This window comes from Xanthomonas fragariae, assembly GCF_900183975.1.
Taxonomy (GTDB): domain Bacteria; phylum Pseudomonadota; class Gammaproteobacteria; order Xanthomonadales; family Xanthomonadaceae; genus Xanthomonas; species Xanthomonas fragariae.
Genome location: NZ_LT853882.1, coordinates 1,713,064 through 1,739,714 on the forward strand (window position 1 = coordinate 1,713,064; position 26,651 = coordinate 1,739,714).

Consider the following 26,651-nt stretch of genomic DNA (forward strand, 5'->3'; position numbering starts at 1 on the left):
TGCACACTAACCCGGTGTGCGATCAACGTCTTCAGTGAATCAGAACGACAGCCAGATCGACAGTGCGTGAAGAACAAGGCCAATCAATCCACCGACCAACGTTCCATTGAAGCGAATGTATTGCAGATCGCGTCCGACACCCAATTCCAATTGTTCGACGAGGTGACGTTCGTCCCAACTTTTCATCGTCGATGCAATATGTTTGGTCACCGATGTACGCAATCGTGCAGTGAGCTTGTCTGCGGCCTGCAACATATGCTGGTTAAGTGCTTCACGTAGAGACGGATCCTGCGACAAGGCCTGACCGAGCGATTGCATTGAGCGCTCCATGTGCGCGGCCATCGACGATTGTTCGCGCGCCAGGTCATTGCGCAGTGCGTCGCGAATCTCGCCCCACAGTCCTTGCACATACTCCTGCAGTGCCGGATGTTCGATCGCGCGTTGCTTGAGCTCTTCCACCCGCACGGCCATTTCCGGCTCATCGCGCAGGCGCGCGATGTAGCGCTGCAACCACGCTTCATAGTCGAGCCTGATCGGATGCTCGGGCGTTTTAAGGATGTCCTGCAGCTCTTCGATCGCAGCGCGCGCCATGCGATCGGCCAGGCTGTCGCCGATCTCTTCGATCGGCTTGACCCAGTTCACCGTGCCGACCAACTTGGGCCACTCGCGCCGCGCGTAACGCACGATCAGCGCAGAGGCGCGTGTCTTGACCTGTTCCTGGTCCAGCCATTCGCCCAGGCGCAGCAACACTTCGTCCAGCAGTTTCTGATGGCGCCCGTCAGTGGTGAGTAACGCCATGACATCGCCGACGGTGGCGGCAGCATTCCATTTGCGCAGACGGTCGACCACGAAGCTCTGAATGGCGCGCCGCACCGCCGCTTCGTCCAGCAGCTCCAGTGCCTGCAACATCCAGCTGCGTGCCATCTGCGCGAGCATGCGCGCCTGCTCGGGCTTTGCCAGCCATTCGCCCAAGCGGCTGGCTGGGTCGAAGATGCGCAGCTTTTCCATTAGTGAAGCCGGCGCCAGGAACTGGTCGCGCACGAACACGGCCAGGCCATCGGCAAGACGGTCCTTGCCACGTGGCAGGATCGCGGTATGCGGAATCGGCAAGCCCATCGGCCGGCGGAACAGCGCCACCACTGCAAACCAGTCGGCCAGTGCGCCGACCGTGGCCGCCTCGCAGAAGGCCGACACCCATGCCCACACGCCTTGTTCACCCATCAGGTGACTGACGACAAAGCCGGAGAACATCGCTTGCAGCAGAGCGACCGCCAACAGCTTCATGCGCTGCAGCTGGGCACGACGCGGATCGATGGGACTGGGAGTGCTAACGCTTGGTTCCATGCGCTAAGTGTACCTAGTCGCGTGCAGGCGGTATGTCCACGGCAGCGCGTTGCGCTGCGGGCAACACCCAACGGAAGCATGCTGTTGCCTCGCAGGAGCGCCCGTGACGCGATGGGGTGACCGAGTCGGCCTGGCAGCGGCTAGATGCGCTCCTACGAGCAGCTGCGTTGCTTGCGCCAGGCAGGCGATCGGTCGTGCCTAGCTGCGCAAACGCTCCAACTGCGATTGCAGCGCAGCAACGTTGGAGTGCAGTGCGGCGTTTTCATCTTCCAGCTCGGTGATGCGGCGCTGCAGGGCTTTCACGTCACAGTGTTCGGCTTCGCCACCGTCGGCCTCGTCCGGCTTGTCAGCGCCTCGTGCTCGTCGGGCGTCAGCGGGTCGATGTAGGCCTTGAGTTCTTCTTTGACAACGCTGTTCATGCGGCAACTGCGGTAAGTGCGGGGCGGGCATTGTAGTGAGCCACTACTTGATCCTGTCAGCTTCGGCGCGCATGCCGTTTGCGATGCGCTGGCGTCGGAGCCAAGCGGCGGTTCGGCTAGACTGGCGCCGGAACGTTCCATTGCGTTGCGCGAGGATGATGTTGGTATGGCAGACCCGTTCGATCAGGCAGTTCTCGACTATTGGCACAGCGTCGAATTTTTCAACGTCTACGATCTCGACGAGCAATTGGAGGAAGCCCGCAAAAGAGGGCCTGTGCATCTGCTTGGACCGGAACAAATGGTTGACGGCACGTGGCAATCGGCGAGCGATGCGCCGCGGCTGCTGTATCTGCTGCCTTTCCGCGCGACGGAAGCAACCCGGATTGTCGCAGCACAGCTTTCGGGGCCGGCACTGTCGTCCATTGCCCATGCGCGCGATAGTGAATTGTCTGCGGATGGCTACACATGCTTTGCGAAACTCAAGCTCAGTGCCGATGGGCGTCCGAACGTTGACGGAATCAGCTTTTCTGCATTGCCATGGGCCATGGGCCAGCTGCAGGCAGGATCGCTGGATCGTCTGTCGATGGATCAGTTCAAAACCGCCGCTGACGCGCTCACGTTCGAGCTGAAGCAGGTGCTCTGTGCCGGCACGGCGGTATTCGATGCGGCTGCGCTGTCGGCGTTGGTGGAGCGGCTGGTGCAGTGGGCGGGCTACCGGCCGCCCGCCGGCAGTGCATGGGCGTGGATTGTGGTGTTGCAGAAGCCGGCCCGGCCTGCCTCGTCCGCACCTCAGGCCGACTCCGCCGCTAACGACGACGATGCCTCGGGCGAAGACGAAGGTGAGGATCTGCCGATACTCAACAGTTTCTTCGTCCACGACCTCAATCAGGCCATGTGCGCGCTCAGGCAACCGGCGCCGCCGCGTGCATTGCGGGCCTATCTGGCTGATACCGATGTGCAAAAGCTGGATCTGGACAGTCCACAGGGGCAGTCGCACGTTCTGGAAACGCTGCGACCAGGCAATGCCATCGGCGGCCGTTGGCCATCGCTGCCGGGCCAATGCCAGTCGCTGATGCAGCAGTTCGCCTTGAACAAAATGAAGTCGCTCGAACCCGGCCAGATTCTGGCGGTCAACGGGCCGCCGGGAACCGGCAAGACCACGTTGCTGCGCGATCTGGTCGCGCATCTGGTGGTGGAGCGCGCCGGTGTGCTGGCAGGGCTGAGCAATGCTAGGCAGGGATTGTCGACCGAGACGTTGGAGATGGATGTGTTTGGCAAGCGCGCGTACAAACTGGCGCCCGCGTTGACCGGCTATGAAATCGTGGTCGCCTCCACCAACAACGGCGCGGTCGAGAATCTATCGTTGGAGCTGCCGCAATGCAGCGGCATCGATCCGGCGTTGCTTGACTCCTTGCGCTATTTTCAGCCGGTTGCCACCAAGTATGCCGGCAGTCATGCCAGCAAATGCTGGAAGGCTCCGCAGCCGTCGGTGTGGGGCCTGATTTCCGCTGCGCTTGGCAAGAAAGCCAACTGCGCGCGCTTCGAGGATATTTTCAGTTACCGCTCGGTCAAGCCGGACGAGCGGCCGCATAGCTATGTGCCAAAAGCCGCTGTGGATCATGCTGCCTGGGAGAAAGTCGATGCCCAGACCTATTGGCGCTACCGCAAAAAGCTCACTGCGCCAACGAGTTTCAGGGCTGCGCAGAAGAAATTCACCGACGCGCGGGCTGCATATGAGAAAGAACATGCAGCGCTCGTGCGCCTGGAAGCGGCACTGCGTCAGGTGCAGGCCGACTGGGAGCACGTGCGCGTTTTATGCGACGGTCTGCCAGAGTTTGATCCACTGCGCTTGACCGAACTCGCAGCAGCGGCAGGCGGTCTGGCGCAACGCGCGCAGGAAGACGCAGACAGTCTTGAGCGCCGCATGCCGCCGAAATGGTTGCGCTGGCTGTTGCAGATCTTCAACGCCAAGCGCTACCGGCAGTGGTGCGCGTATCGCGATCTTGCGCTGGCGCTGCGCCGGCTTGCGCAGGACACCGAGGTAGTGGCGCAGCAATGCGCAGCTGCCGATGTTGCAATCTGGGATGGCAATGCCCTGGACAGTCATGCCAATCAGGCCAACGCGTTCTGGCAAGGACCGCGCCTGAATCGGTTGCGCAATGCACTGTTCGCTGCTGCCATGGCCTTGCACGAAGCGTTCTTCCTGGAGGCGCAGCCATACATCGCCTCCGCGATTTCCGATCTTCCGTCACACCCGGCCGCATCCGGCAACGATGCAAAGGCGCTGTGGCAATGGTTGTTCATGCTGACACCGGTGGTGTCGACCACGTTTGCCTCGGTGCGTCGCCAGTTCGCCGGCATCGGCAGCGAAGACCTGGGCTGGCTGATCGTCGATGAAGCAGGCCAGGCGCCACCGCAGGCTGCGGTGGGCGCCATCATGCGCGCGCAGCGTGTGGTGGTGGTGGGCGATCCGCTGCAAATTCCGCCAGTGGTGACCCACAGCACGCGTTTGTTGCAGGTGCTTGGCGATCATTGGCTGAAGCAGCGGCATGCGCGGTATGCGATGGACAAGCATTCGGTGCAGACCTTGGCCGATCGAGGCTATGCCTTTGGCGTACGCCATCCCAACAGTCCGGAGAGTTTCATCGGCGTGCCGTTGGTGATGCATCGTCGCTGCGACGCGCCGATGTTCGGGATCGCCAATCAGATCGCCTATGCCAACCGGATGAAGCATGCCAAGAACGGCGGTGCCGCCGACCATCCGACGCTGGGGCCGAGCAGTTGGTGGCATGTCGATGCGATGAGCGAGGACGGCAGCAAATTCGTGCTTGCGCAGGCGCAACGACTGTTCGCTGCGCTGGTGGATCTGTACATCAGTCAGGCGACCACGCGCGATCAGCGCATACCGGATGTCTTCGTGATTACACCATTTCGGGAGGTCAAGCGAGGCCTGTGCGCGCTGCTCTGCGAGCGGGCCAACTGGGTCCAGGCGCTTGCCGGCAGATCGCTGCCGGCGCCGACGAAAGCAAATCTGGAGCAGCTGGCCTCTAACATCGGCACTGTGCACACCTTCCAGGGCAAGGAGCGCGACATCGTGTTCTTCGTGCTCGGCTGCGATTCAAGCCATTCCGGGGCGATCGATTGGGCCAGCAACGAGCCCAATATTCTCAATGTCGCAGTCACCCGGGCCAAGAAACATTTGTATGTGATCGGCGATCGCAAGCTTTGGGGCAATAAACGCTATTTCGATACCGCACTGGCCATGTTGAAGGACTTCCACGCTGGGTGTGCCGTTTGATTGCGGCATGCTGAACAGCAAGATCTGTTCGCAATCAAGTCCCTGCAATCGGAGCAAATTCAAACGGTCCTGCGCAGGATGGTGCTCAGCGTCTGGACCATCTGCCCGATCTGCTCGGGTGTGACGATCAGCGGGGGTGACAGCGCGATGACATCGCCAGTGACGCGCACCAGCAGGCCGCCGTCGTGGAAGCAGCGCTCGAACACCTCGTAGCCGCGTGCACCGGGTGCGCCGTCGCGTGGCGCCGGTTCGATCGCACCGATCAGGCCGATATTGCGGATGTCGATGACGTGCGGCAGGCCGCGCAGGCTGTGCAGCGCATCTTCCCACTGCGGGCCGAGCGAGATCGCGCGCGCGAACAGATCCTCTTCGGCATAGGTGTCCAGCGCGGCGATCGCCGCAGCGCAGGCCAGCGGGTGACCGGAATAGGTGTAGCCGTGGAATAGCTCGATTGCGTTCTGCGGCCCGTGCATGAAGGCATCGTGGATCGCATCGGCCACCAGAACCGCGCCCATCGGCACGGTGCCGCTGGTCAGCCCCGTGGCGGCGGTGATCAGGTCCGGCGTGACGCCGAAACGCTGCGCGGCGAAGGCCTCGCCAACCCGGCCGAAACCGGTGATCACCTCATCGAACACCAGTACGATGCCGTGGCGGTCCCAGATGGCGCGCAGCCGCTGCAAATAACCTTCCGGCGGCAGGATCACTCCGGCCGAGCCAGACACCGGTTCGACGAACACCGCCGCGATGGTGGACGCATCGTGCAGGGTGATCAGCCGTTCCAGACCTTCGGCCAGTTCCGCGCCATGGGTGGGCAGGCCGCGTTAGTAGGCATTGCGTTCGATGTCAGCGTGTGGCGCAGATGGTCGGTGCCGGCCAGCAACGCGCCGAACCACTTGCGGTTGTTGGGCAGCCCGCCGATTGACATGCCGCCAAATCCCACTCCGTGATAGGCCTTCTCACGGCCGATGAAGCGGGTGCGTTGCCCCTCGCCGCGCAGACGGTGATAGGCGAGCACGATCTTCATCGCGCTATCCACCGCCTCCGAACCGGAGTTGGTGAAGAACACATGGCCCCGGCCGGGTGGTGCGATCGCGGCCAGCCGCTGCGCCAGTACGAACGGCAACGGTGAGCCCATCTGGAAGATCGGGGCGAAATCCAGCGTGCCGGCCTGCGCGCGGATCGCCGCCACGATGCGTTCGCGGGCATGCCCGGCGTTGCAGCACCATAGCCCGGCGGTGCCATCCAGGATCTGGCGGCCGTCGACATCGCGGTAGTACATGCCGGCGGCCGAGGCCAGCAGGCGAGGGCGCGCCTTGAACTGGCGGTTGGCGGTAAATGGCATCCAGAACGCATCTAATTGCGCGGGTGTCTGCAGCGCGTGCGCTTCATCGTTGGGAAGGTGGTCGTGCATTGCAGACTCCATCGCTTGGGATGGCCCGACTGTACGGCAGCCATCGTGTCGGCTGTCACCACGGTGGACGCTGATTGCAGGTGCCGGTTTCGAGACGTATCTGGCGGGGTATGCGAGAACGCGTCAATGCATCGCAGCGTCGGCCGCTAACCTCAAGGAACGCTTGTGTAACGTGGGCTGTGGCAGTGCGTGCAACGCTGCGAAGCGGTGCCGAGCATTGCAAAGATGCGGGGATGGCCGATGATGCACCAGACCGCTGCCGGTCGGCGGCCGGTCGGGTCTGGTAGTCGCCGCTGCAGACGCGCAACACCTCGTTCGATCGCAGCTGCCAATCGTATCTAGAGCGACTGACAGCCCGTTGCCAGCGCCCGTGGGGCGGTCGCGTAGCCAAGGATGTCAGTTGCGATTATCGAAGTTCATTTTAGTTTTTTGGGGAATCACGAATGACGCAAGGGTCCACCGTTGCGACAGCCAACGGCACAGACGCCGGGTTGCTGTCCAAGGAGCGCATCATCGCGCGGCCGGGGTTCAATCGGTGGTTGGTTCCGCCGGCAGCGCTGGCGATCCACCTGTGTATCGGCATGGCTTATGGCTTCAGCGTGTTCTGGCTGCCGTTGTCCAAGGCGCTGGGTATCACCAAGGCGATTGCCTGCCCGGCCGATATGGGTTTGTTCGCGCGCATGGTCGCTACCACCTGCGACTGGAAGATCAGCGAGTTGCAGTGGATGTACACGCTGTTCTTCGTGCTGCTTGGCTGCTCGGCGGCGATCTGGGGCGGTTGGTTGGAACGTGCCGGCCCGCGCAAGGCCGGTGTGGTTTCGGCGATGTGCTGGTGCGGCGGTCTGGTGATTTCGGCGGCAGGCATCCACTTCCATCAGATCTGGATGCTGTGGCTGGGCTCGGGCGTGATCGGCGGCATTGGCCTGGGCCTGGGCTACATCTCGCCGGTGTCCACGCTGATCAAGTGGTTCCCCGACCGTCGCGGCATGGCGACCGGCATGGCGATCATGGGCTTCGGTGGCGGCGCGATGATCGGTAGCCCCTTGGCCGATGCGCTGATGCGCCACTTCGCTACGCCGATCTCGGTGGGCGTGATGGAAACCTTCCTGGTGATGGCGGCGCTGTATTTTGTTTTCATGACGGCCGGCGCGTTCGGTTACCGGGTGCCGCCAAGTGGTTGGACGCCGGCTGGCTGGACCGCGCCGGTGGCCAGTGGCAACGCCATGATCACCACCAACCATGTGCATGTGAGCAAGGTCTGGGGCATTCCGCAGTTCTGGTTGCTGTGGGGCGTGCTGTGCTTGAACGTCTCGGCCGGTATCGGCGTGATCGGCATGTCCTCACCGATGTTGCAGGAAGTGTTCGGTGGCCGTTTGATCGGTGTGGATGTGGGCTTCGGTAGCCTGGATCCGACCCAGCTGGCCAGCATCGCGGCGATTGCGGCCGGCTTCACCGGCCTGCTCAGCCTGTTCAACATCGGTGGCCGATTCGTCTGGGCCAGCATTTCCGACAAGCTCGGTCGCAAGAACACCTACACGCTGTTTTTTATGCTCGGCATCTGCCTGTACGCTGCGGCGCCGTCGGCTGGTGGCGTGGGCGGCATTGCGCTGTTCGCGGGCATCTTCTGCCTTATCCTGTCGATGTACGGCGGCGGCTTCGCCACCATTCCGGCGTATCTGGCCGACCTGTTCGGCACCCAGATGGTCGGCGCCATCCACGGCCGCCTGCTGACCGCCTGGGCCACAGCCGGCATTCTCGGCCCGGTGGTGGTGGGCTACATGCGCGAGTACCAGCTTGCTCACGGGAGCCCGCCGTCACAGGTCTACAACACCACCATGTACATCCTCGCCGGCCTGCTCGTGCTTGGTCTGATCTGCAATCTGCTGGTGCGCCCGGTTGCCGCGCGTCACTTCATGACGCCGGATGAGTTGGCGCGCGAGAAGCAGCTGGCTCACGAGAAGGTGGACCGCAGCGGGCATGGCGTGTTGCTACCGGAGCAACTGGCACGCATTGGGCACGGCGTCAATCCCGCATTGCTCGCGTTTGCTTGGTTGGCGGTGGGCATCCCCATGTTGTTCGGTATCTGGGTGACGCTGCAGAAATCCTTCGTGCTGTTCCATTGAGATGACCAGTCTGTCTTCCCGCTCCATGCGCCCCGGCAGTGTGCTGCGCACGGTTCGCCGCCATCGCGCAGGCCGTAGCACCACGGTGCAAGACATGGTGGCGGCCGAAATGCCGGTCGCCTTTATCTATAACGGTGTGCCGTTCGCGGTAATGATGGCCACCCCGGAGGACCTGGAGGATTTTGCACTGGGGTTCTTGTTGAGCGAGGGTATCGTCGATCACCCGCAGGACGTGCGTGTGATCGCGGTGGAGACGTTTCTGGAAGGTGCTTCGTTGCAGATCCAGATTCCACCCGAGCGTGCCGCCGTCTTGGACCAGCGGCGGCGCAATCTGGACGGACGCAGCGGCTGCGGGGTGTGCGGCAACGAATCGATCGAAGCGGTGCTGCGTGTGCCGCCGGTGGTGCAGTCGTCGCTGCAGATCGATGGAGATGCCTTGGCGCGAGCGCTGGATGCCTTGCACGCGCAGCAGCCGATTGCTGCGCAGACCGGCGCGGTGCATGCCGCCGGCTGGGCCGATGCGCGCGGTGTGGTGCAAGTGGTGCGCGAAGACGTCGGTCGGCATAACGCGCTGGATAAATTGATTGGTGCATTGGCGCGCAAACGTGTCGATGCATCGCAAGGGTTTGCGGTGGTTACCAGCCGCGCCAGTTACGAAATGGCCATGAAAGCCGCGCAGGCCAGGATTCCGCTGCTTGCAGCGATTTCGGCACCTACCGCGCTTGCGATCAGCCTGGCCGACAGTGCGGGACTGACCCTGATCGGGTTTGCCCGCGATCGCGATTGTGTTGTTTACAGCCATCCGCAACGCCTGAATCTGGGTGTTGCCGTGGGAGAGCCCGCATGAGCAAGAAAACCATCGAGCAGTACGACAATCCCGCGGGCGGCTGGGGCGCATTGCGCTCGGTGGCCAAGCACCTGATGGAACAGGACATCGCAGTGCAGGGCGCCAAGACGCTGCTGCACGCCAATCAGCCGGACGGCTTCGATTGCCCCGGTTGCGCATGGCCGGATCGCGATCACACCTCCACCTTCGAATTCTGCGAAAACGGCGCCAAGGCCGTGGCGGCCGAATCCACCGCGCGGCGTGCCGGGCCGGAACTGTTCGCCTCGCACAGCGTCAGCCTGTTATCGCAATACAGCGATTACTGGCTGGAAGGGCAGGGTCGCCTGACTCACCCGATGCGTTACGACGCAGCCACCGACCATTACGTGCCGGTGAGTTGGGATGACGCATTTGCGCAGATTGCCGGGCATCTCAACGCACTGGCGTCGCCGGACGAGGCGATCTTTTACACGTCCGGACGCACCAGCAACGAAGCGGCATTTCTGTATCAGTTGTTCGTGCGCGCGTTCGGCACCAACAACTTTCCCGATTGTTCCAACATGTGCCACGAGCCGTCCGGCATCGCGCTGCGTTCGCAGATCGGCGTCGGCAAGGGCACCGTGTCGCTGCACGATTTCGAACTGGCCGATGCGATTTTCATCTTCGGTCAGAACCCGGGCACCAATCACCCGCGCATGCTCGGCGAGTTGCGTCAGGCTTCCAGGCGCGGTGCGGCGATTGCCGCGTTCAATCCGCTGCGCGAGCGCGGGCTGGAGAAGTTCGCCGACCCGCAGGACACGCTGGAGATGCTGCATAACGGCTCCACGCGCATCGCTTCGGATTATTTTCAGCTCAAGATCGGCGGCGATCTGGCAGCGGTCAAGGGCATCATCAAGCACGTGCTGGAGCGCGACGCGCAGGCGCAGCGCGACGGTACACCGCGGCTGCTGGATCTGGAGTTCATCGACGCTCACACCGCCAATTTCAAGGCGTTTGCCGCCGATGTTCAGGCCGAAGCCTGGGACACCATCGTCGAGGAATCCGGTCTGGACGGAGCGGTATTGCGCAAGGCCGGCGAACTCTACCTAAACGCCGAGCGTGTGATCGCCTGCTGGGGCATGGGCATTACCCAGCACAAGCATTCGGTGGCTACCATCCACATGATCACCAACTTGCTACTGCTGCGCGGCCATCTGGGCCGGCCGGGCGCGGGCGTGTGCCCGGTGCGCGGTCATAGCAACGTGCAGGGCGACCGCACGATGATGATCTACGAAAAACCGCCGGCTGCGTTTCTGGACAAGCTGCAGGCGGTGTTCGGTTTTGCACCGCCACGCGAAGATGGCTTCGATACCGTCGGAGCGATAGAAGCGATGCTGGACGGGCGCGGCAAGGTGTTCTTCGCGATGGGCGGCAACTTCGCCGCGGCAACGCCGGATACCGATGCCACCCACCGCGCGCTGCGCAATTGCGAACTCACCGTGCATGTCACCACCAAGCTCAATCGCAGCCATCTGGTGCACGGGCGCGATGCGCTGATCCTGCCGTGCCTTGGGCGCACCGAAATCGACATCCAGGACGCTGGCTCGCAAGGGGTGACGGTCGAAGATTCGATGAGCATGGTGCACCTATCAGCCGGCATCAATCCGCCGGCTTCGCCGTACCTATTGTCCGAACCGGCGATCGTGGCACGCTTGGCCGAGGCGACGTTGGGCGCACGCAGTGCGATCCGCTGGCGTTGGCTGGTGGGCGATTACGGCCGCGTGCGTGACCTGATCGCGCAGGTGTTCCCTGACTTTGCCGACTTCAATGAGCGCGTGCGCACGCCGGGGGGCTTTCGTCTCTCCAACACCGCCCGCGATCGCCAATGGGTGACGCCGGAGCAACGCGCGGTGTTCAAACCGCATGCGGTGCCGACCGACAACCCGATCCACCGCGCCCGTCGCAGCCGCACCGATCAAATGGTATTCACGCTGGCCACCACGCGCTCGCACGATCAGTACAACACCACCATCTACGGCCTGGACGACCGCTACCGCGGCGTGTTCGGCGAGCGCCGCGTGCTGTTCATCAATGGCGCCGATATCGCGGCATTGAACATGAAGGCAGGCGATTGGGTGGACCTGGAAAGCCTGTGCGAGGACGGCGTGCACCGCGAGGCGCGGCGCTTCCTGCTGGTGGACTACAACATCCCGCGTGGCTGTCTGGCGGCGTATTACCCGGAAACCAACGCATTGGTGCCGCTGTCCAGTTTTGCAGACGAAGCGCGCACGCCGACTTCCAAGTCGATTCCGGTGATCGTGCTGCCGCATCGCGCCGAAACCGCCGACGCGGCGCCGCGCGACATCGGAGCGGTACTTGTCCGCTGACCCGCAACTCACCGCGCAGCTGCTGCGCGCGCTGGTCGACGCGCCTGGTGGCGTGTCGCTGCCGCGGCTGTGCAAAGAACTGGGCGTTCGCATGAGCGTGCTGCTGCGCACACTGGCCTGGCTGGGCGCTGCAAACCTGGATGGCCAACCTGGCCTGGACTGGATCCGGGTGGAAGAGCGCTGCGATCGGCAATTTGCGCTGCTGACGCCTGCCGGCGTGGCGGCGCATGTGCAGCGTGTGGCGAGATCGGAGCAGTCGCGCGGCTGAGTGACGCGTGCCGGCTGCGTGGTGCGCGCAAACCGCTGCGGTGATCTGCCAGAATCAGCCGCCTTGTTCTGGGATGCCGACCAACGATGACTGCCGACGCGCCGTTCGCCACTGCCACCAATTCGCCTGCGCGCGTGCTATTTGCCAGTCTGAATCTACGCCACTGCCGCGGTGTTGGTATTCCCCACGTTGTTCTTTCCCACAGGCGCTGGCAGTGCAGCGATGCTGCAGTCGTTGGCGACGTTTGCGGTGGCCTTTATCGCGCGGCCGGTCGGCTCGGGGGTATTTGGTCGCTTCGGCGATCGTGTCGGACGCAAGGCCACGCTGGTGGCGGCGCTGCTGACAATGGGCGTGTCCACGGTGGCGATCGGGCTGCTGCCCAGCTACGCACAGATCGGCGTGTTTGCGCCTGCGTTGTTGGCGTTGTGCCGCTTTGGCCAGGGTCTGGGGCTGGGGCTGCGAATGGGGCGGGGCGGTGTTGCTGGCCGCCGAAAACGCGCCGCCCGGCAAACGGGTCTGGTATGGCATGTTTCCGCAATTGGGCGCGCCGTTGGGCTTTTTGCTGTCTACCGGCACCTTTCTGGGCATGGGCGCGGTGCTTGACGATACTCAGTTCATGCAGTGGGGCTGGCGGGTGCCGTTTCTGGCCAGCGCGTTGCTGGTGCTGACCGGTCTGTGGGTGCGCCTGAGCATTACCGAAACACCGGATTTCCAAAAAGCCCTGCACCGCAAGACGCGCGTGCGGCTGCCATTGGCTACGGTAATTTCGCAACACTGGCCAGCATTGATTATCGGCACCTTGGGTGCACTCGCCACCTTCGTGCTGTTCTATCTGATGACCGTGTTCGCGCTAGGTTACTGATACGCCCAGGGTTTCCTAGACATCTCAAGGCCATGGAAAATGGTCAATTCGGAGGTGTCCATGAGCAGCAAGCGGTATACGGATGAATTCAAGATCGAGGCGGTCCGGCAAGTGACCGATCGTGGTTTCAAGGTGGCAGAAGTCGCGGAGCGACTAGGTGTCACCACGCACAGCCTCTACGCCTGGCTGCGCAAGTTCGGCAAGCCTGGCGTGGTGCAGCGCGCCGAGGTGGACCAGAGCGCCGAGGTTCGGCGGCTGAAGGCAGAGTTGCGTCGAGTGACCGAGGAGCGCGACATCCTAAAAAAGGCCGCCGCGTACTTTGCCAAGGGGTAAGGGCAAAGTACGCCTTCATGCAAGCCCACTGTGGGGAATTCAGGGTGTGTGCGATGTGCCGGGTATTGCGGGTCAACCGGTCGGGCTATTACGCCTGGTTGTGCTCGCCCAACAGTGAGCGCGCCAAGGAAGATGAGCGCTTGCTTGGACTGATCAAGCACCACTGGCTGGCCAGCGGCAGTGTCTGTGGGCATCGCAAGATCACCAGGGATCTGCGCGATCTGGGTGAGCGTTGCAGTCGCCATCGGGTGCATCGGCTGATGCGCACCGAGGGACTGCGTGCCCAGGTGGGCTATGGTCGCAAACCGCGCTTCCATGGAGGAATGCAGTGCAAGGCGGCGGCCAACCTGCTTGACCGACAGTTCGACGTGACTGAGCCGGACACAGCCTGGGCGAGCGATTTCACCTTCATCCGCACGCATGAAGGCTGGATGTACCTGGCTGTTGTGATCGATCTGTTTTCCCGGCAGGTCGTCGGCTGGGCGATGCGCGATCGGGCCGACACCGAGTTGGTCGTGCAGGCCTTGTTGTCTGCGGTGTGGCGGCGCAAACCCAACGCTGGTTGCTTGGTTCATTCGGACCAAGGGTCTGTCTACACCAGCGATGACTGGCGCAGTTTCCTGGCGTCCCATGGCGTGGTGTGCAGCATGAGTCGGCGTGGCAACTGCCACGACAACGCACCCGTGGAGAGCTTCTTCGGCCTGCTCAAACGCGAGCGGATCAGGCGGCGGACCTATTCCACCAAGGACGCCGCTCGCGCCGAGGTATTCGACTACATCGAGATGTTCTACAACCCCAACCGCCGCCACGGTTCAACTGGCGACCTGTCCCCTGTAGAGTTTGAACGGCGCTACGCGCAACGAGGGTCTTGAGTGTCTACGGAACCCTGGGCGTATCACCAGCCCCGATACCAGCAAGCAGAATTCTTCGCCGCCGAACCGCGCCACCAGATCCTGCGGCCGCGCATGCCCGGACACCGAGGCGGCCACCGCACGCAGCGCCTGGTCGCCTGCTTCATGGCCCCAGGTGTCGTTGATGTGCTTGAAGTGATCGATATCTACCATATCCACCATCGCCGCGGTGACCGTCTGGTCCTGCGTCAGCAATTCGGGGATCACCCGCTGACTCTGTTCCAGAAAGTAACGTCGATTCGGCAGGCCGGTGAGGAAGTCGCGGGTGGCCAGATCCTGCAACGTGCCGATCAACTCCAACTGGTCCACGTTTTGCGAGACGCGGCAGAAAAATTCTTCGCGCGAGAAGGGCTTGCGCAGGAAGTCGTTGGCGCCATTCTTCAAAAAGCGCGGGATCAGCGACGAGTCGCTGCTGCCGGAAATCCCAATCACCGCAACCTTGTCGCGTGAGCGGATCGCACGCAGCCGGCGGGTGAATTCCACGCCTTCCATGCCAGTCATTTCCTGATCGACGAGGGTCAGGCGGATGTCGGGGTCGCGTTCGATCGCCTGCAATCCGGCGGCACCATCGGCGGCGAGCACTACGCGGTAGCCATACATCGACAACAACGCCGCGGCATAGGTACGTGCAGACAGCGAGTCGTCCACCACCAGTGCAGCGATACTGCGATTGCGTTCCAGACGCTGTACCAGCCAGGCCAGATATTTGACGCTGCCCGGCGCGTTCTTGAGCACGTAGTCGATGATTTGTTGCTGCAGCACGCGCTGGCGTAGGTTCTCGTCATAAACGCCGCTGACCACCACGGTGGGCAGTTTGCGCGCCAGGAAAAATTCGACCACCTTATCGCGGTCGCCGTCGACCAGGACCAGGCCAGTCAGGACCAGGAACCAGCCATCTTCTTCGTCCAGCACGCGCGCCGCTTCGGCCAGGGTCGAAACGACCGTGACCGACAATTTCACGCGTTGCTCGATGGCTTCGCGCAGCATGCTAGTGAACGTGCGCGAGTTCTCCACCAGTAATACGCGTTGCGGCAGGACTGCGCTTTCACTGTCGCGGTGTAGAGGACCTGGGAATATCGGCTGGCCGTCTGAGTCGGTCTGTCAGGAGACTTAACTGCTTTGCTCGCCAAAGCTTGGGCACTTCATGGCAACGTGCGCAGAGCACGCACCGCTCACCACAGCGCATCACGCAGCCGATACCAACTCATCGCGGCCACCAACAGCGGCGTGCGCAGCCGCCGCCCGCCCGGGAAGGACCGGTGCGGGATGCGCTCGAATACGTCCAGCCGCCGGCTCTGGCCGCTGATGGCCTCGGCGATGACATGGCCGGCCAGCCCGGTGGCGGCGACGCCATGGCCGGAAAATCCTTGTGCGAAATAGACATTGGACGCCAGCCGGCCCCAATGCGGGGCCCGGTTGCGCGAGATATCGACATAACCGCCCCATAGCGTTTCCAGCGGCACCTCGTGCAGTTGCGGGAATACGCTGTGCATGCGCCGGGTCATCAACCGGTCCAGGCCGTGCGGCGGACGCGATGAGTAGCTGGCGCGGCCACCGAACAGCAGCCGGTGGTCGGCGCTGAGCCGGTAATAGTCCAGCGCCCAATTGGTGTCGGCGACCGCCATGTCGTTGGCGATCAACGCGCGTGCGCAGGACTCGCCCAACGGCGGCGTGGCGCCGACATAGGTGCCGACCGGCATGATGCGCTGCTCCAGCGGCGCGGCGATGCCCTGCAGCAAGGCGTTGCCGGCGATCACTCCGAAGTCGGCCGCGACACTGCCCTGGGCGGTGTGCATCACCACCGGCGTGCCGTCCTGCAGCCGGGTCACCGCCGAGTCTTCATGGATGCGCACGCCGGCCGCCAGTGCTGCACGTGCCAGGCCCAGCGCATAGGCCAGCGGATGCAGGTGGCCGCTGGCCGGGTCGAACATCGCGCCCAGATACAGCGGGCTGTCCAGCACTTGCCGGGTGCGCGTGCGGTCCCACCATTCCAGCGGGTAGTCGTAGCGCTCGGCCATGCGCACGATGCCGTGCTGCAAGGCCTGCACATGGCGCTGTTTCAATGGCACGTGCGCGTGCCCGTCGCGCCAATCGCAGGCGATGGCATGGCGCTCGATGCGCGCACGCAGCAGGCGCATGCCGTCGCGCGAGAAGTCGAACAGCAGGCGTGCGTCGTCATTGCCCACCAGTGCTTCCAGCGTTTGCTGCTCGCAACCGTAGCCGACGATGGCCTGGCCGCCGTTACGCCCGGAAGCGCCCCAGCCGACGCGTCTTGCTTCCAGCACGATGACCTTGTAGCCGGCCTCGGCCAGGGCGAGCGCGGCGGTCAGTCCGGTGTAACCGGCACCGAGGATGCAGACGTCGACTTGCTCGACGCCTTGCAGACGCGGCTGCTTCGGCAAGGCGGGCGTGCTGCGCGCGTACCAGCTGTCGGGATAGCCGTTGGCCGGCGCTTCGGTCTGCGGCAGGGGCGTGGCTGGGGTGCTCATCACACGGTCCGCAGGTACCGCGCGTAATCCAGATCCGGTATCAGCGCCTGGTAGTCGAGCAACTCGCGCTGTTTCTGCTGGCCAAACACATGCTGGAACTGCGCGCCGAACTGCGCGCCGATGAAGTCGCTGCCAAGCAACGCATCGACTGCGCCTTGCCAGGTGCGCTGCTGGAACACCGATTGCGTGTAGGCATTACCGGTGATTGGTGCAGTGGGCTCGGTGGGGTGTTGCAGGCCGTCCAGCATGGCGGCAAGCACGGCGGCAGCGGCAAGATACGGGTTGGCATCGGCGCCGGCAATGCGGTGTTCGATGCGGGTATTGCGCGCATCGCTATGCGGGATACGCAGCGCCACGGTGCGATTGTTGAAGCCCCAGCTCGCATCCAGCGGCACGAAGGCGTTGCTGACGAAGCGGCGATAGCTGTTGGCGTGCGGGGCAAACAACAACAGCGACGCTTCCGCATGCCGCTGTAGGCCGGCGATGGCGTGGCGCAAGCTGTCTGCCGGCGTATCGGCAGTGCTGGCAAACACGTTGTGCCCGTCGACATCGAGCAGGCTCACATGCAGATGCAGCCCGCTGCCGGCCTGACCGGGGAATGGCTTGGCCATGAAGCTGGCAAGCTTGCCCTGCTGTTGCGCAATGGCCTTGATGGTGCGCTTGAGCAGGATTGCCTCGTCGCAGGCCACCACCGCATCGGCGCGATGTTGCAGATTGATCTCGAACTGGCCAGGCGCGTATTCGGCCACGGCGGTGTCGGCCGGGATGCCTTGCTGGCGGCATGCAGCGGTGACCGCCTCGGTAAAGCCGCGTTGGTCGTCCAGATCCTGCAGCGAATACACCTGGTTGCTCTCGCTGCGCTCGCCGGTGACCGGGTTGCGCGGCGTCTGCGGTCGCCCCTGTGCATCGGACACCACATCGAACAGATAGAACTCCAGTTCCACCGCCATCACCGGGGTCAGGCCGAGTGCGGCAAAGCCGTGCAGCACGCGTTGCAGCGCCGCGCGTGGCGCAACCTCGAACAGGCTGCCATCCGGGTTGTGCATCGCCAGCAACAGCTGCGCCATCGGTTGCGGCGCCCACGGCACCGGGCGCAGCGACCCTTCGATCGGCCGACAGATGCGGTCGGCATCGCCGATGGCATATCCCAGCCCGGTCTCTTCCACGGTATTGCCGGTGATGTCGGTGGCGATTAGCGACATCGGCAGGCACACACCATCGTGGTAGACCTTGCTCAGCGCCTCTCCAGCGATGCGCTTGCCGCGCAGCACGCCGTTGGTGTCAGGCAATAACAGATCGACCGATTCGCAGCCGGCGATGCGCGCCAGCGTGGCGGCATCGGCAGCGGGCAGGGACGCGACAGAGTTCTCGGAAGCCATGGGCAGCACCTGCAAAGTCGCCGCGCAGATTAGCAAAGTGCGCGTGAGCAATTGCACTTGGCAACGCGTGCGTCTGCACGGTAAGTTCGAGCGTATCGAGGTTCAACGCAACGCATCGGGATGTCTGCATGGTTGACGTTGCGCTGGTCGGGTTACCGACTGATCGCATCCTGCAAGGGCCGCACCCGTTGCTCGAAGCCACCGCGCCGGACGGCCTGACCGAAGCCTTTCGCGGCACCGGGCCCGGCTTTCTGCTCGCGGTGCTAATGGCATCCGGAGTGGCGTGTCACACCGCATCCGTTCTACCGTGGCATCTTTCAGGCCTTCGGCGAGGCCTGTCGCCAATACGCCGCTCAACGCGGCCAGTGAGGTCGCATGTCCATCCGCACACGTTCGCGTCAATCCACGCCCAAGCAGCCGGAGAGCGCGCTGCGCCGCTGGCTCAAGGAGCGCAACATCACCGAGGTCGAGTGTCTGGTGCCGGACATCACCGGCAACGCGCGCGGCAAGATCATTCCGGCCGACAAGTTTTCGCACGACTACGGCACACGGCTGCCAGAAGGCATCTTCGCTACCACGGTTACCGGCGATTACCCAGACGATTATTACGAGCTGACCTCCCCGTCGGATTCGGACATGCACCTGCGCCCGGATGCCACCACCGTGCGCATGGTGCCATGGGCGGTCGACCCCACCGCGCAGGTCATCCACGATTGCTACACCAAGGACGGGCAGCCGCATGAGCTTGCCCCGCGCAACGTGTTGCGCCGCGTGCTGGACGCGTACGCCGAGGTCGAGCTGCAACCGGTGGTCGCACCGGAGCTGGAATTCTTTCTGGTGCAGAAGAACACCGACCCGGACTTCCCATTGTTGCCGCCGGCGGGTCGCTCGGGGCGGCCTGAAACCGCACGCCAGTCGTATTCGATCGATGCGGTCAACGAGTTCGATCCGATTCTGGATCTGATGTACGACTATTGCGACGCGATGGAGCTGGACGTGGATACCTTGATTCACGAATCCGGTGCCGCCCAGCTGGAGGTCAACTTCACTCACGCCGATGCGTTGTCGCGCGCCGATCAGGTCTTCCTGTTCAAGCGCACCATGCGCGAGGCGGCGCTGCGGCATGGCGTCTATGCGACGTTTCTGGCCAAACCGATGGAAACCGAGCCGGGCAGCGCGATGCATATCCATCAAAGCCTGGTGCATGCAGGCACCGAAAAAAATGTATTCAGCGGCAAGCGCGAAGGTGGCTTCAGCGACACCTTCGCGCATTATCTGGGCGGTCTTCAGAAGTACATTCCGATGGCGATGGGGCTGCTGGCGCCCAACGTCAATTCGTATCGACGGCTGATGTTCGGCGAGGTGTCGCCGAGCAATGTGCTGTGGGGTTTCGACAATCGCACCTGCGGGCTACGCGTGCCGATCGATGCGCCGCAGAACATGCGGGTGGAAAGCCGGTTTGCCGGTTCCGATGCCAATCCGTATCTGGCGATGGCGGCAACGTTGGCGTGCGGGTTGTTGGGCATCCGCGAGAAGCTGGAGCCGACGGCGCCGATCAGCAGTAACGGTAAGGAGCAGGGCTACGATCTGCCGCGGTCGCTGGGCGAGGCGTTGGACGGGTTGGAGGCCTGCGAGGCGTTGCAGGAGATATTAGGCCGGCGATTTGTGCGGGCTTATATATCGGTGAAACGGAAAGAGTATGAGACTTTTTTTCGGGTGATAAGTTCGTGGGAACGGGAGTTTTTGTTGTTGAATGTGTGAGAAGTTTGCGCCCCGCAGCGTGCTGCTTTGTTTCCTTTTCTCTATCGGAAAAAGGTACGCGAAGGGTGGATGAGGTGACGCAGCTCCATCGGTGCATGCCTTGCCGAGATCTGCGCTTGGCCTCCAGGCATCAACCACGCATCTGCTACAACAACTCTCTACATCCTCCACATCACGCCCTACAGCCGCAGGTATGCTCTTGACTCCCCCCATCTGGAGCAAGCCGTGGACCCTTCTGTGCTGAGTTCGTTGCAGCAACTCGATGCCGCCCATCATCTGCATCCGTTCAACGACAGCGCCGCATTGGCCGAGAAGGGCACGCGCATCCTGACGCGCGGTGAAGGCGTGTATGTATGGCGCGCGCAGGGCAACAAGTTGCTGGGTGCGTTTGCTGGCTTGTGGTGCGTCAATGCGGGCTATGGACGCAAAGAACTTGCGCAGGCGGCGGCCCGGCAGATGGAGCAGTTGGTGTACTACAACAGTTTTTTCCACTGCACGACCGAGCCCACCATCCATCTTGCAGCCAAGTTGGCGGAGTTGACGCCTGGTGACTTGAATCATGCGTTTTTCGCCAATTCTGGGTCGGAAGCTAACGACACCATCCTGCGCTTGGTACGGCATTTCTGGGCAGTGCAGGGGCAGCCGGAAAAACGCATCTTCATCGGCCGTCACGATGGCTATCACGGCACCACCATGGCCGGCGCCAGCCTGGGTGGCATCGAAGGGATGCATAAGCAGGGAGGGTTGCCGATTCCGGATATCCACCACATCGCGCCGCCGTGTCATTTCGGCGATGGTGCGGAGATGGATCCTGAGGAATACGGGTTGCTCGCAGCGCGCCGCTTGGAAGACAGGATTCTTGAGTTCGGGCCGCAATACGTGGCGGCATTTATCGGTGAGCCGATCATGGGCGCGATCGGGGTGTATATCCCGCCGCGCGGTTACTGGCCGACGACACCGCGCAGGCACTGGGCAAATAGCTGGGCAAACACAACCGCGGTAGGTAGGCTGGACGCTAGACCCGCCGCAACACCGCCCCGCCCCCACTGCGTTGCTCTGGAGACCCGCATGAAGCTGCGACTGCTCGCCCTGACGCTGTCCACCACCTTGCTGGCCGCCTGCGGTGGCGGCAACGCGCCAGGTAATGCCCAGGCGCAGGCAAAGGTGCTCAACGTCTACAACTATTCGGACTACATCGCCGAAGACACGGTGCCCGCGTTCGAAAAGAGCACCGGCATCAAGGTCACCTACGATGTGTTCGACAGCGACGAGATGGTGGAAACCAAATTGCTGGCCGGTGGCAGCGATTACGACGTTGTAGTGCCTACGCTCAACTTCTTCGGCCGGCAGATCCAGGCAGGCGTTTTCCTGCCGTTGGACAAGAGCAAAATCCCCAACCTGGTCAATCTGGATCCAGATGTGATGCGCCGCATTGCCGCGCAGGACCCTAACAACACCTACGGTGTGCCGTACATGATCGGCACCACCGGCATCGGCTACAACGTGGACAAGCTCAAGGCGGTCTTCGGTAGCACCGAGGTCGCCAACAGCTGGGATTTGGTGTTCAAGCCGGAGAATCTGTCCAGGCTCAAGGGCTGCGGCGTCACCATCCTGGACACACCCTCGGACATTATCCCGATCGCGCTCAATTATCTTGGGCTGGATCCGCGTAGCAGCGTGCCGGCCGAGATCGAAAAAGCGGCCGCGCTGATAAAGACCATTCGCCCGTATGTGCAGAACTTCCACTCCAGCCAGTATGTGACCTCGCTGGCCAACGGCAATACCTGTCTGGCAGTGGGGTGGTCGGGCGACATCATCCAGGCGCGCGACCGTGCGGCCGAAGCCGGTAACACCATCAAGGTGGCCTATTCGATTCCCAAGGAAGGCGCGCCGCAATGGTTCGACATGCTAGCCATTCCCAAGGACGCTAAACACCCGGACAACGCCTACGCCTTCATCAATTATCTGCTGAAGCCGCAGGTGGCCGCGGCCAATACCAACTTCATCCATTACGCCAATCCAGTGCGCACCGCCACGCCGCTGGTGGATGCGGCGATTCGCAACGACCCCACCATCTACCTACCGCCGGAAGTGAGCGCCAAGATGTTCACCTACGCGATCAATCCGCCGGAAGTGGACCGGCTGTATACGCGGCTGTGGACGGAGATCAAGACCGGTCGCTGATGGCCAGCGTGATGACGGGGCGCGCAGCCAGGTTGCCGTGCACCAGGCCGGGCGGTCCTAATAAAGCGCCAACAAGCCCAAGTGGCGGCTGACCAGCCTAGTCACGCAATCTGTACTGGACGGTTCAAATAATTGTATGGTTGCGCCGCCTTCGCCGGAGCCGCTGATGCGGTACATGGTTGGCACGCCTAACCCACGACACAGGACGCCTCATTTTGAGCAACCAAGACCACCGGTCCAACGACGGCCACGTTTCTGCGACGGATGCGCAGGGCGCAGACGCGCGCGACGAGCAGCAGCAAGCCAGGCCCTCACCGTTGAAAAACCCCAAGGTGAAGTGGACGCTGATCCTGGTCGGCGTGCTGGTGGCGATCCTGCTGGTGGTGTGGCTGGCCGATTACCTGATCAGGGGTCGCTACATGCAGGACACCAATAACGCCTATCTGCAGGCCGATTCGGTGGCGGTGGCGCCCCGCGTCAGCGGCTATGTGACCAAGGTGATGGTAGGCGACAACCAGATCGTGGATGCCGGCCAGCCGCTGTTGCAGATCGACGACCGCACCTACCAGGCGACCCTGCAGCAGGCCGATGCCGCGATCGCCGCGCGCCAGGCCGACATCGCCGCCGCCACTGCCAACGTCTCGGCGCAGGAGTCGTCGCTGGTGCAAGCGCGCACCCAGGTGACGTCTGCCGCCGCCAGCCTGACGTTTGCCCAGGCCGAAGTGAAGCGCTTCGCGCCGCTGGCCGCCTCCGGCGCCGACACGCACGAACACCAGGAAAGCCTGCAGCACGATCTGCAGCGCGCACGTGCCCAGTACGAGGCTGCACAGGCGCAGGCCAAGGGCGCACAGAGCCAGATCCAGGCCAGCAGCGCGCAGCTGGAACAGGCGCGGGCTGGCGTGAAGCAGGCCACCGCCGACGCCGATCAGGCGCGCGTAGCGGTGGAAGACACTCGTCTGACCAGCCGCATCCACGGCCGGGTTGGCGACAAGACCGTGCAGGTGGGCCAGTTTCTGGCCGCCGGCACCCGCACCATGACCATCGTGCCGCAGGAATCGCTGTACCTGGTCGCCAACTTCAAGGAAACCCAGGTCGGCCTGATGCGTCCTGGTCAGCCGGCCGAGATCCAGGTCGATGCGTTGTCTGGCGTCAAGCTGCACGGCAAGGTCGAAAGCCTGTCGCCGGGTACCGGTTCGCAGTTCGCGTTATTGCCGCCTGAAAACGCCACCGGCAACTTCACCAAGGTGGTGCAGCGCGTGCCGGTACGCATCCGGGTGCTGGCCGGTGAAGAGGCGCGCAAGGTGCTGGTGCCGGGCATGTCGGTCGAAGTCACTGTAGATACGCGCTCGGCCAGGGACGCCAAGCAACGTGCCAAGGAGGAATCCGATCGCGTGCAAGCACAGGAGCGCGCGCGATGACTGCAGCGGCAGCCACCGGGCAGGGTGCCGGCGGCAGCGTCCAACGCGAGAAAGCCGAGCCGGGCGCCTGGCTGGCGGTGCTGGCCGGCACCATCGGCTCGTTCATGGCGACGCTTGATATTTCCATCGTCAATGCGGCGCTGCCCACCATCCAGGGCGAGGTGGGCGCCAGCGGCACCGAAGGCACCTGGATTTCCACCGCGTATCTGGTCGCCGAGATCATCATGATCCCGCTGACCGGCTGGTTCGTGCGCACGCTGAGTTTGCGCAACTTCCTGCTGATCTGCGCGGTGATGTTCACCGCGTTTTCGGTGGTGTGCGGGCTATCGACTTCGTTGACGATGATGATCATCGGCCGCGTCGGGCAGGGCTTGGCCGGTGGTGCGTTGATTCCGACCGCGCTGACCATCGTCGCCACGCGGCTGCCGCCGAGCCAGCAGACCATGGGCACCGCCTTGTTCGGCATGACCGTGATCATGGGACCGGTGATCGGCCCGCTGCTGGGCGGTTGGTTAACCGAAAACGTGAGCTGGCACTACGCGTTTTTCATCAACCTGCCGGTCTGTGTCGGCTTGGTGGCCTTGCTGCTGCTTGGCCTCAGGCATGAAAAAGGCGATTGGGCCGGTCTGCTCAACGCCGATTGGCTGGGCATCTACGGCCTGACCGCCGGCCTGGGCGGGCTCACCGTGGTGCTGGAAGAAGGCCAGCGCCAACGTTGGTTCGAGTCCAGCGAGATCACCATGCTGAGCCTGATCTCCTTGAGCGGATTCATCGCCTTGATAATTGGCCAGTTTCGCCGACGCGCGCCGGTGATCCGCTTGTCGTTATTGCTGCATCGTAGTTTCGGTGCGGTGTTCATCATGATCATGGCGGTGGGCATGATCCTGTTCGGGGTCATGTACATGATTCCGCAGTTTCTGGCGGTGATCTCCGGCTACAACACCGAGCAGGCCGGCTATGTGCTGCTCTTGGCGGGCCTGCCGACCGTGTTGCTAATGCCGGTGATGCCCAAGTTGTTGGAAGCGGTGGACGTGCGCATCCTGGTGATCGCCGGCCTGATCTGTTTTGCCGCGGCCTGTTTAGTCAATCTATCGCTGACCGCTGATACCGTCGGCATGCATTTTGTCGCTGGCCAGTTGCTGCAGGGCTGCGGCTTGGCGCTGGCGATGATGTCGCTCAACCAGGCGGCGATTTCATCGGTGCCGCCGGAGCTGGCCGGCGACGCATCGGGTCTGTTCAACGCTGGCCGCAACCTGGGCGGATCGGTCGGTCTGGCGCTGATTTCCACCTTCCAGGAGCGTCGCATGACTTTCCACACCGACACCATCGGCAGCGCGATTACCGCCAATTCCACGCGCGCGCAGGACTTTCTTTCTGGCTTGGCTGCGCAGGTGCAGGGCAGTGCCGGTGGCGAGGCGGCCATTCGCTCGCTCGCGCAACTGGCGCGGTCGGTGCAGCAGCAGGCCCTGGTGATGACCTATAGCGATCTGTTCTGGATCTTCGGCTTGATCGTGGTTTGCACGATTCCGCTGGCCTTTTTGCTCAAGCCGTTACCCAAGGGGGCGCACCTTGCAATGCACTGATTCCATGCGCCTGATCCGCATGCCGCTGGCTGCGGCGTTGAGCACGTTGTTGCTCGGCGGCTGCATGCTCGGCCCCAACTACACCAAGCCGCCGGCAGTGGCCGATGCGGCGATTCGAGCGTCCGCATTGCATCGCGCCAGTGGCGTCGATGTAGTCGCTGCTACGCCGCTGAACCACTGGTGGGAGGAACTGCACGATCCGACTCTCACCCAACTGGTCAGCCAGGCGCTGGCCGACAGCCCCAATCTGCGTGCCGCGCAAGCGCGGCTGCGCGCCAATCGCGCACTGGCCCGGCAACGCCGCGCCGAGCGCCTGCCCAAGCTCAATGCCAGCGCGGTGTACGCGTATGCCCAACCTCCGCAAACCATCGTCGATACGTTGGGTGGATTGCAGCAGGGTCAGCAAGGCCAGTCGCCTGCAGCGGGCAGCCAGGCCCTAGATCTGGAAAATACCGAGATCTATACCGCGGGGTTCGACGCAAGCTGGGAGCTAGATGTCTTCGGCCGCCGCCGTCGCGCCGCCGAAGGTGCCTTGGCACAGGCGCAAGCGTCCGAAGCCGAGCTGGCCGATGCGCAGGTGCAACTGGCCGCTGAAGTGGGGCAGGTCTATCTCAATTACCGTGGGTTGCAGGCGCGCCTGGCCATTGCCGATGCCAAGCTGGACAAGATTCGTCAAACCCTGAGCCTGACCCAGCAGCGCCGGGAGCGTGGTGCGGCATCGGATCTCCAGGTCGAGCAGATCGTTACCCAAGTGCAGCAGCAGCAAGCGCAACGCCTGCCGCTGGACATGCAATCGCAGGAAGCGCTCGACCAATTGGCACTGATGGTAGGGCGCGAGCCTGGCGCGCTGGATGCGCAGCTGAGCACCCCGCAAGCGTTGCCGATGTTGCCCACGCAGGTACGCGTAGACGATGCCGGTGCGTTGATCCGCCGTCGCCCCGACGTGCGCAAGGCCGAGCGCGAGCTGGCCGCCTCCAGCGCGCAGATCGGCGAGGCATTGAACGGCTACTTTCCGCAGGTGACCTTGCTCGGTGGCCTGAGTTGGGTAGCGGGCTCGCCAAGCGACTTCAATTCCGACGCGTTGACCACGTTGGCGGTGCCGATGTTGCGTTGGTCGATCTTCGATTTCGGCCGCACCAAAGCACAGGTGGAGCAGGCGCGTGCCGGCAATGCCGGTCGCCAGGCCGCTTACGAAGGCGCTGTGCTGGCTGCATTGCAGGACGCCAATTCCGCATTGGCGCGTTTCGGCTCGGCGCGCAAACAGTTGGTGGTGGCGCGGCAGGCCGAAGCCTCGGCCACGCGTTCGGCCGTGCTCATGCAGCAGCGCCGCGATGCCGGCGCCACGTCGTCGATCGATCTGCTCGACGTGCAGCGCCAGCAATTGTCTGCGCAGGACGCCGCCGCGCAGGCGCAGGCGCAACTGCTAGTGAACTACGTCGCATTGCAGAAGAGTCTGGGATTGGGTTGGAGCGAGGCGGCGCAGCAAGCGCGCTGACGTCTCGCCGCGGCGGGCGCCAGCGCTGTAGCCGCGGTCGCGGTTTGCCATGATGCATGATGACGGGGGTGGTCGCTGCTGCAGCGCCCGCCATCAGGTGGCCAACAGAGGTAGCGAGTCGTCGTCAGGGTAATGCGGACGACGTGCTCCAAATTGAAATGTACCAGTGGTACCGGTCGCA

Annotated in this window: 14 protein-coding genes and 6 pseudogenes; 14 read left to right on the forward strand and 6 right to left on the reverse strand. The window is 63.3% G+C overall.

Translation table 11 applies throughout. From position 1 onward, the window contains the following. Positions 1 to 39: 39 nt before the first annotated feature. Both PD885_RS07970 and PD885_RS20605 read right to left on the reverse strand, forming a co-directional pair. Positions 40 to 1,344, reverse strand: coding sequence for a DUF445 domain-containing protein (locus PD885_RS07970; RefSeq protein WP_002810149.1), 1,305 nt, complete (start codon positions 1,342 to 1,344; stop codon positions 40 to 42). A gap of 198 nt (positions 1,345 to 1,542) precedes the next feature. Then, positions 1,543 to 1,689, reverse strand: a pseudogene (locus PD885_RS20605) (plasmid replication/partition related protein); the annotation flags it as partial. Between the two features lie 240 nt (positions 1,690 to 1,929). Between PD885_RS20605 and PD885_RS07980 the strand changes: the two are divergent. Continuing rightward, complete coding sequence (locus PD885_RS07980; protein WP_002810142.1) at positions 1,930 to 5,061, forward strand: AAA domain-containing protein; 3,132 nt, start codon at positions 1,930 to 1,932, stop codon at positions 5,059 to 5,061. A 59-nt stretch (positions 5,062 to 5,120) separates the two neighbouring features. Here the strand turns inward: PD885_RS07980 and aptA are convergent. Further along, positions 5,121 to 6,484, reverse strand: a pseudogene (aptA, locus tag PD885_RS07985) (omega-aminotransferase AptA). A 431-nt stretch (positions 6,485 to 6,915) separates the two neighbouring features. On the opposite strand from aptA, the gene PD885_RS07990 reads away from it, so the two are divergent. From PD885_RS07990 to PD885_RS08015, 6 genes and pseudogenes are all read left to right on the forward strand, one after another. After that, a complete protein-coding gene (locus PD885_RS07990) occupies positions 6,916 to 8,595 on the forward strand; it encodes an OFA family MFS transporter (protein ID WP_002810139.1) in 1,680 nt (559 codons plus the stop codon). A 1-nt stretch (position 8,596) separates the two neighbouring features. Then, entirely contained in the window at positions 8,597 to 9,442 is an 846-nt protein-coding gene (gene fdhD, locus PD885_RS07995; protein ID WP_002810136.1) for a formate dehydrogenase accessory sulfurtransferase FdhD, read from the forward strand. Beyond that, positions 9,439 to 11,787: an FdhF/YdeP family oxidoreductase gene (locus PD885_RS08000; protein ID WP_002810133.1), complete on the forward strand. Its 2,349-nt coding sequence runs from the start codon at positions 9,439 to 9,441 to the stop codon at positions 11,785 to 11,787. The genes fdhD and PD885_RS08000 overlap by 4 nt, the downstream gene beginning before the upstream one ends. Beyond that, positions 11,777 to 12,055 (forward strand): hypothetical protein, encoded by a 279-nt coding sequence (locus PD885_RS08005; protein WP_002810130.1) that lies wholly within the window; start codon positions 11,777 to 11,779, stop codon positions 12,053 to 12,055. The genes PD885_RS08000 and PD885_RS08005 overlap by 11 nt, the downstream gene beginning before the upstream one ends. A gap of 86 nt (positions 12,056 to 12,141) precedes the next feature. Further along, positions 12,142 to 12,914 (forward strand): annotated as a pseudogene (locus tag PD885_RS08010) (MFS transporter); the annotation flags it as partial. Between the two features lie 63 nt (positions 12,915 to 12,977). Beyond that, a protein-coding gene (locus PD885_RS08015) for an IS3 family transposase (RefSeq protein WP_088057113.1) occupies positions 12,978 to 14,122 on the forward strand; the annotation gives its coding sequence in 2 pieces (ribosomal slippage) (positions 12,978 to 13,215 and positions 13,215 to 14,122; 1,146 coding nt in all). Positions 14,123 to 14,149: 27 nt separating this feature from the next. Here PD885_RS08015 and PD885_RS08020 read toward each other — a convergent pair. From PD885_RS08020 to PD885_RS08030, 3 genes and pseudogenes are all read right to left on the reverse strand, one after another. Beyond that, positions 14,150 to 15,238 (reverse strand): annotated as a pseudogene (locus tag PD885_RS08020) (diguanylate cyclase); the annotation flags it as partial. 95 nt (positions 15,239 to 15,333) lie between these two features. Further along, entirely contained in the window at positions 15,334 to 16,650 is a 1,317-nt protein-coding gene (locus tag PD885_RS08025; RefSeq protein ID WP_002810123.1) for an NAD(P)/FAD-dependent oxidoreductase, read from the reverse strand. Beyond that, the gene (locus PD885_RS08030; RefSeq protein WP_002810119.1) at positions 16,650 to 18,029 is read right to left on the reverse strand and encodes a glutamine synthetase family protein; all 1,380 of its coding nucleotides are present in this window, start codon (positions 18,027 to 18,029) and stop codon (positions 16,650 to 16,652) included. The genes PD885_RS08025 and PD885_RS08030 overlap by 1 nt, the downstream gene beginning before the upstream one ends. 188 nt (positions 18,030 to 18,217) lie before the next feature. Here PD885_RS08030 and PD885_RS08035 point away from each other — a divergent pair. The 7 genes and pseudogenes from PD885_RS08035 to PD885_RS08065 form a co-directional block, all read left to right on the forward strand. Continuing rightward, positions 18,218 to 18,398 (forward strand): annotated as a pseudogene (locus tag PD885_RS08035) (gamma-glutamyl-gamma-aminobutyrate hydrolase family protein); the annotation flags it as partial. Positions 18,399 to 18,404: 6 nt separating this feature from the next. Then, the gene (locus PD885_RS08040) at positions 18,405 to 19,790 is read left to right on the forward strand and encodes a glutamine synthetase family protein (protein WP_002810118.1); all 1,386 of its coding nucleotides are present in this window, start codon (positions 18,405 to 18,407) and stop codon (positions 19,788 to 19,790) included. Between the two features lie 225 nt (positions 19,791 to 20,015). Beyond that, positions 20,016 to 20,753, forward strand: a pseudogene (locus tag PD885_RS08045) (aminotransferase class III-fold pyridoxal phosphate-dependent enzyme); the annotation flags it as partial. A 105-nt stretch (positions 20,754 to 20,858) separates the two neighbouring features. After that, positions 20,859 to 21,974 (forward strand): polyamine ABC transporter substrate-binding protein, encoded by a 1,116-nt coding sequence (locus PD885_RS08050; protein ID WP_002810117.1) that lies wholly within the window; start codon positions 20,859 to 20,861, stop codon positions 21,972 to 21,974. Positions 21,975 to 22,189: 215 nt separating this feature from the next. Beyond that, positions 22,190 to 23,392, forward strand: a complete 1,203-nt coding sequence (locus tag PD885_RS08055) for an HlyD family secretion protein (RefSeq protein WP_002810116.1) — start codon at positions 22,190 to 22,192, stop codon at positions 23,390 to 23,392. After that, on the forward strand, positions 23,389 to 24,975 hold the full coding sequence (locus PD885_RS08060) for an MDR family MFS transporter (RefSeq protein WP_002810115.1): 1,587 nt from the start codon (positions 23,389 to 23,391) through the stop codon (positions 24,973 to 24,975). The genes PD885_RS08055 and PD885_RS08060 overlap by 4 nt, the downstream gene beginning before the upstream one ends. 4 nt (positions 24,976 to 24,979) lie before the next feature. After that, positions 24,980 to 26,470, forward strand: a complete 1,491-nt coding sequence (locus PD885_RS08065; protein WP_002810113.1) for an efflux transporter outer membrane subunit — start codon at positions 24,980 to 24,982, stop codon at positions 26,468 to 26,470. Positions 26,471 to 26,651: the final 181 nt, after the last annotated feature.

What these genes read in the sequence shown, in the direction of transcription:
- PD885_RS07970 (WP_002810149.1), bottom strand. Translation starts at nt 1,344, where the DNA reads ATGGAACCAAGCGTTAGCACTCCCAGTCCCATCGATCCGCGTCGTGCC.
- PD885_RS07980 (WP_002810142.1), top strand. Translation starts at nt 1,930, where the DNA reads ATGGCAGACCCGTTCGATCAGGCAGTTCTCGACTATTGGCACAGCGTC.
- PD885_RS07990 (WP_002810139.1), top strand. Translation starts at nt 6,916, where the DNA reads ATGACGCAAGGGTCCACCGTTGCGACAGCCAACGGCACAGACGCCGGG.
- fdhD (WP_002810136.1), top strand. Translation starts at nt 8,597, where the DNA reads ATGACCAGTCTGTCTTCCCGCTCCATGCGCCCCGGCAGTGTGCTGCGC.
- PD885_RS08000 (WP_002810133.1), top strand. Translation starts at nt 9,439, where the DNA reads ATGAGCAAGAAAACCATCGAGCAGTACGACAATCCCGCGGGCGGCTGG.
- PD885_RS08025 (WP_002810123.1), bottom strand. Translation starts at nt 16,650, where the DNA reads ATGAGCACCCCAGCCACGCCCCTGCCGCAGACCGAAGCGCCGGCCAAC.
- PD885_RS08030 (WP_002810119.1), bottom strand. Translation starts at nt 18,029, where the DNA reads ATGGCTTCCGAGAACTCTGTCGCGTCCCTGCCCGCTGCCGATGCCGCC.
- PD885_RS08040 (WP_002810118.1), top strand. Translation starts at nt 18,405, where the DNA reads ATGTCCATCCGCACACGTTCGCGTCAATCCACGCCCAAGCAGCCGGAG.
- PD885_RS08050 (WP_002810117.1), top strand. Translation starts at nt 20,859, where the DNA reads ATGAAGCTGCGACTGCTCGCCCTGACGCTGTCCACCACCTTGCTGGCC.
- PD885_RS08060 (WP_002810115.1), top strand. Translation starts at nt 23,389, where the DNA reads ATGACTGCAGCGGCAGCCACCGGGCAGGGTGCCGGCGGCAGCGTCCAA.
- PD885_RS08065 (WP_002810113.1), top strand. Translation starts at nt 24,980, where the DNA reads ATGCGCCTGATCCGCATGCCGCTGGCTGCGGCGTTGAGCACGTTGTTG.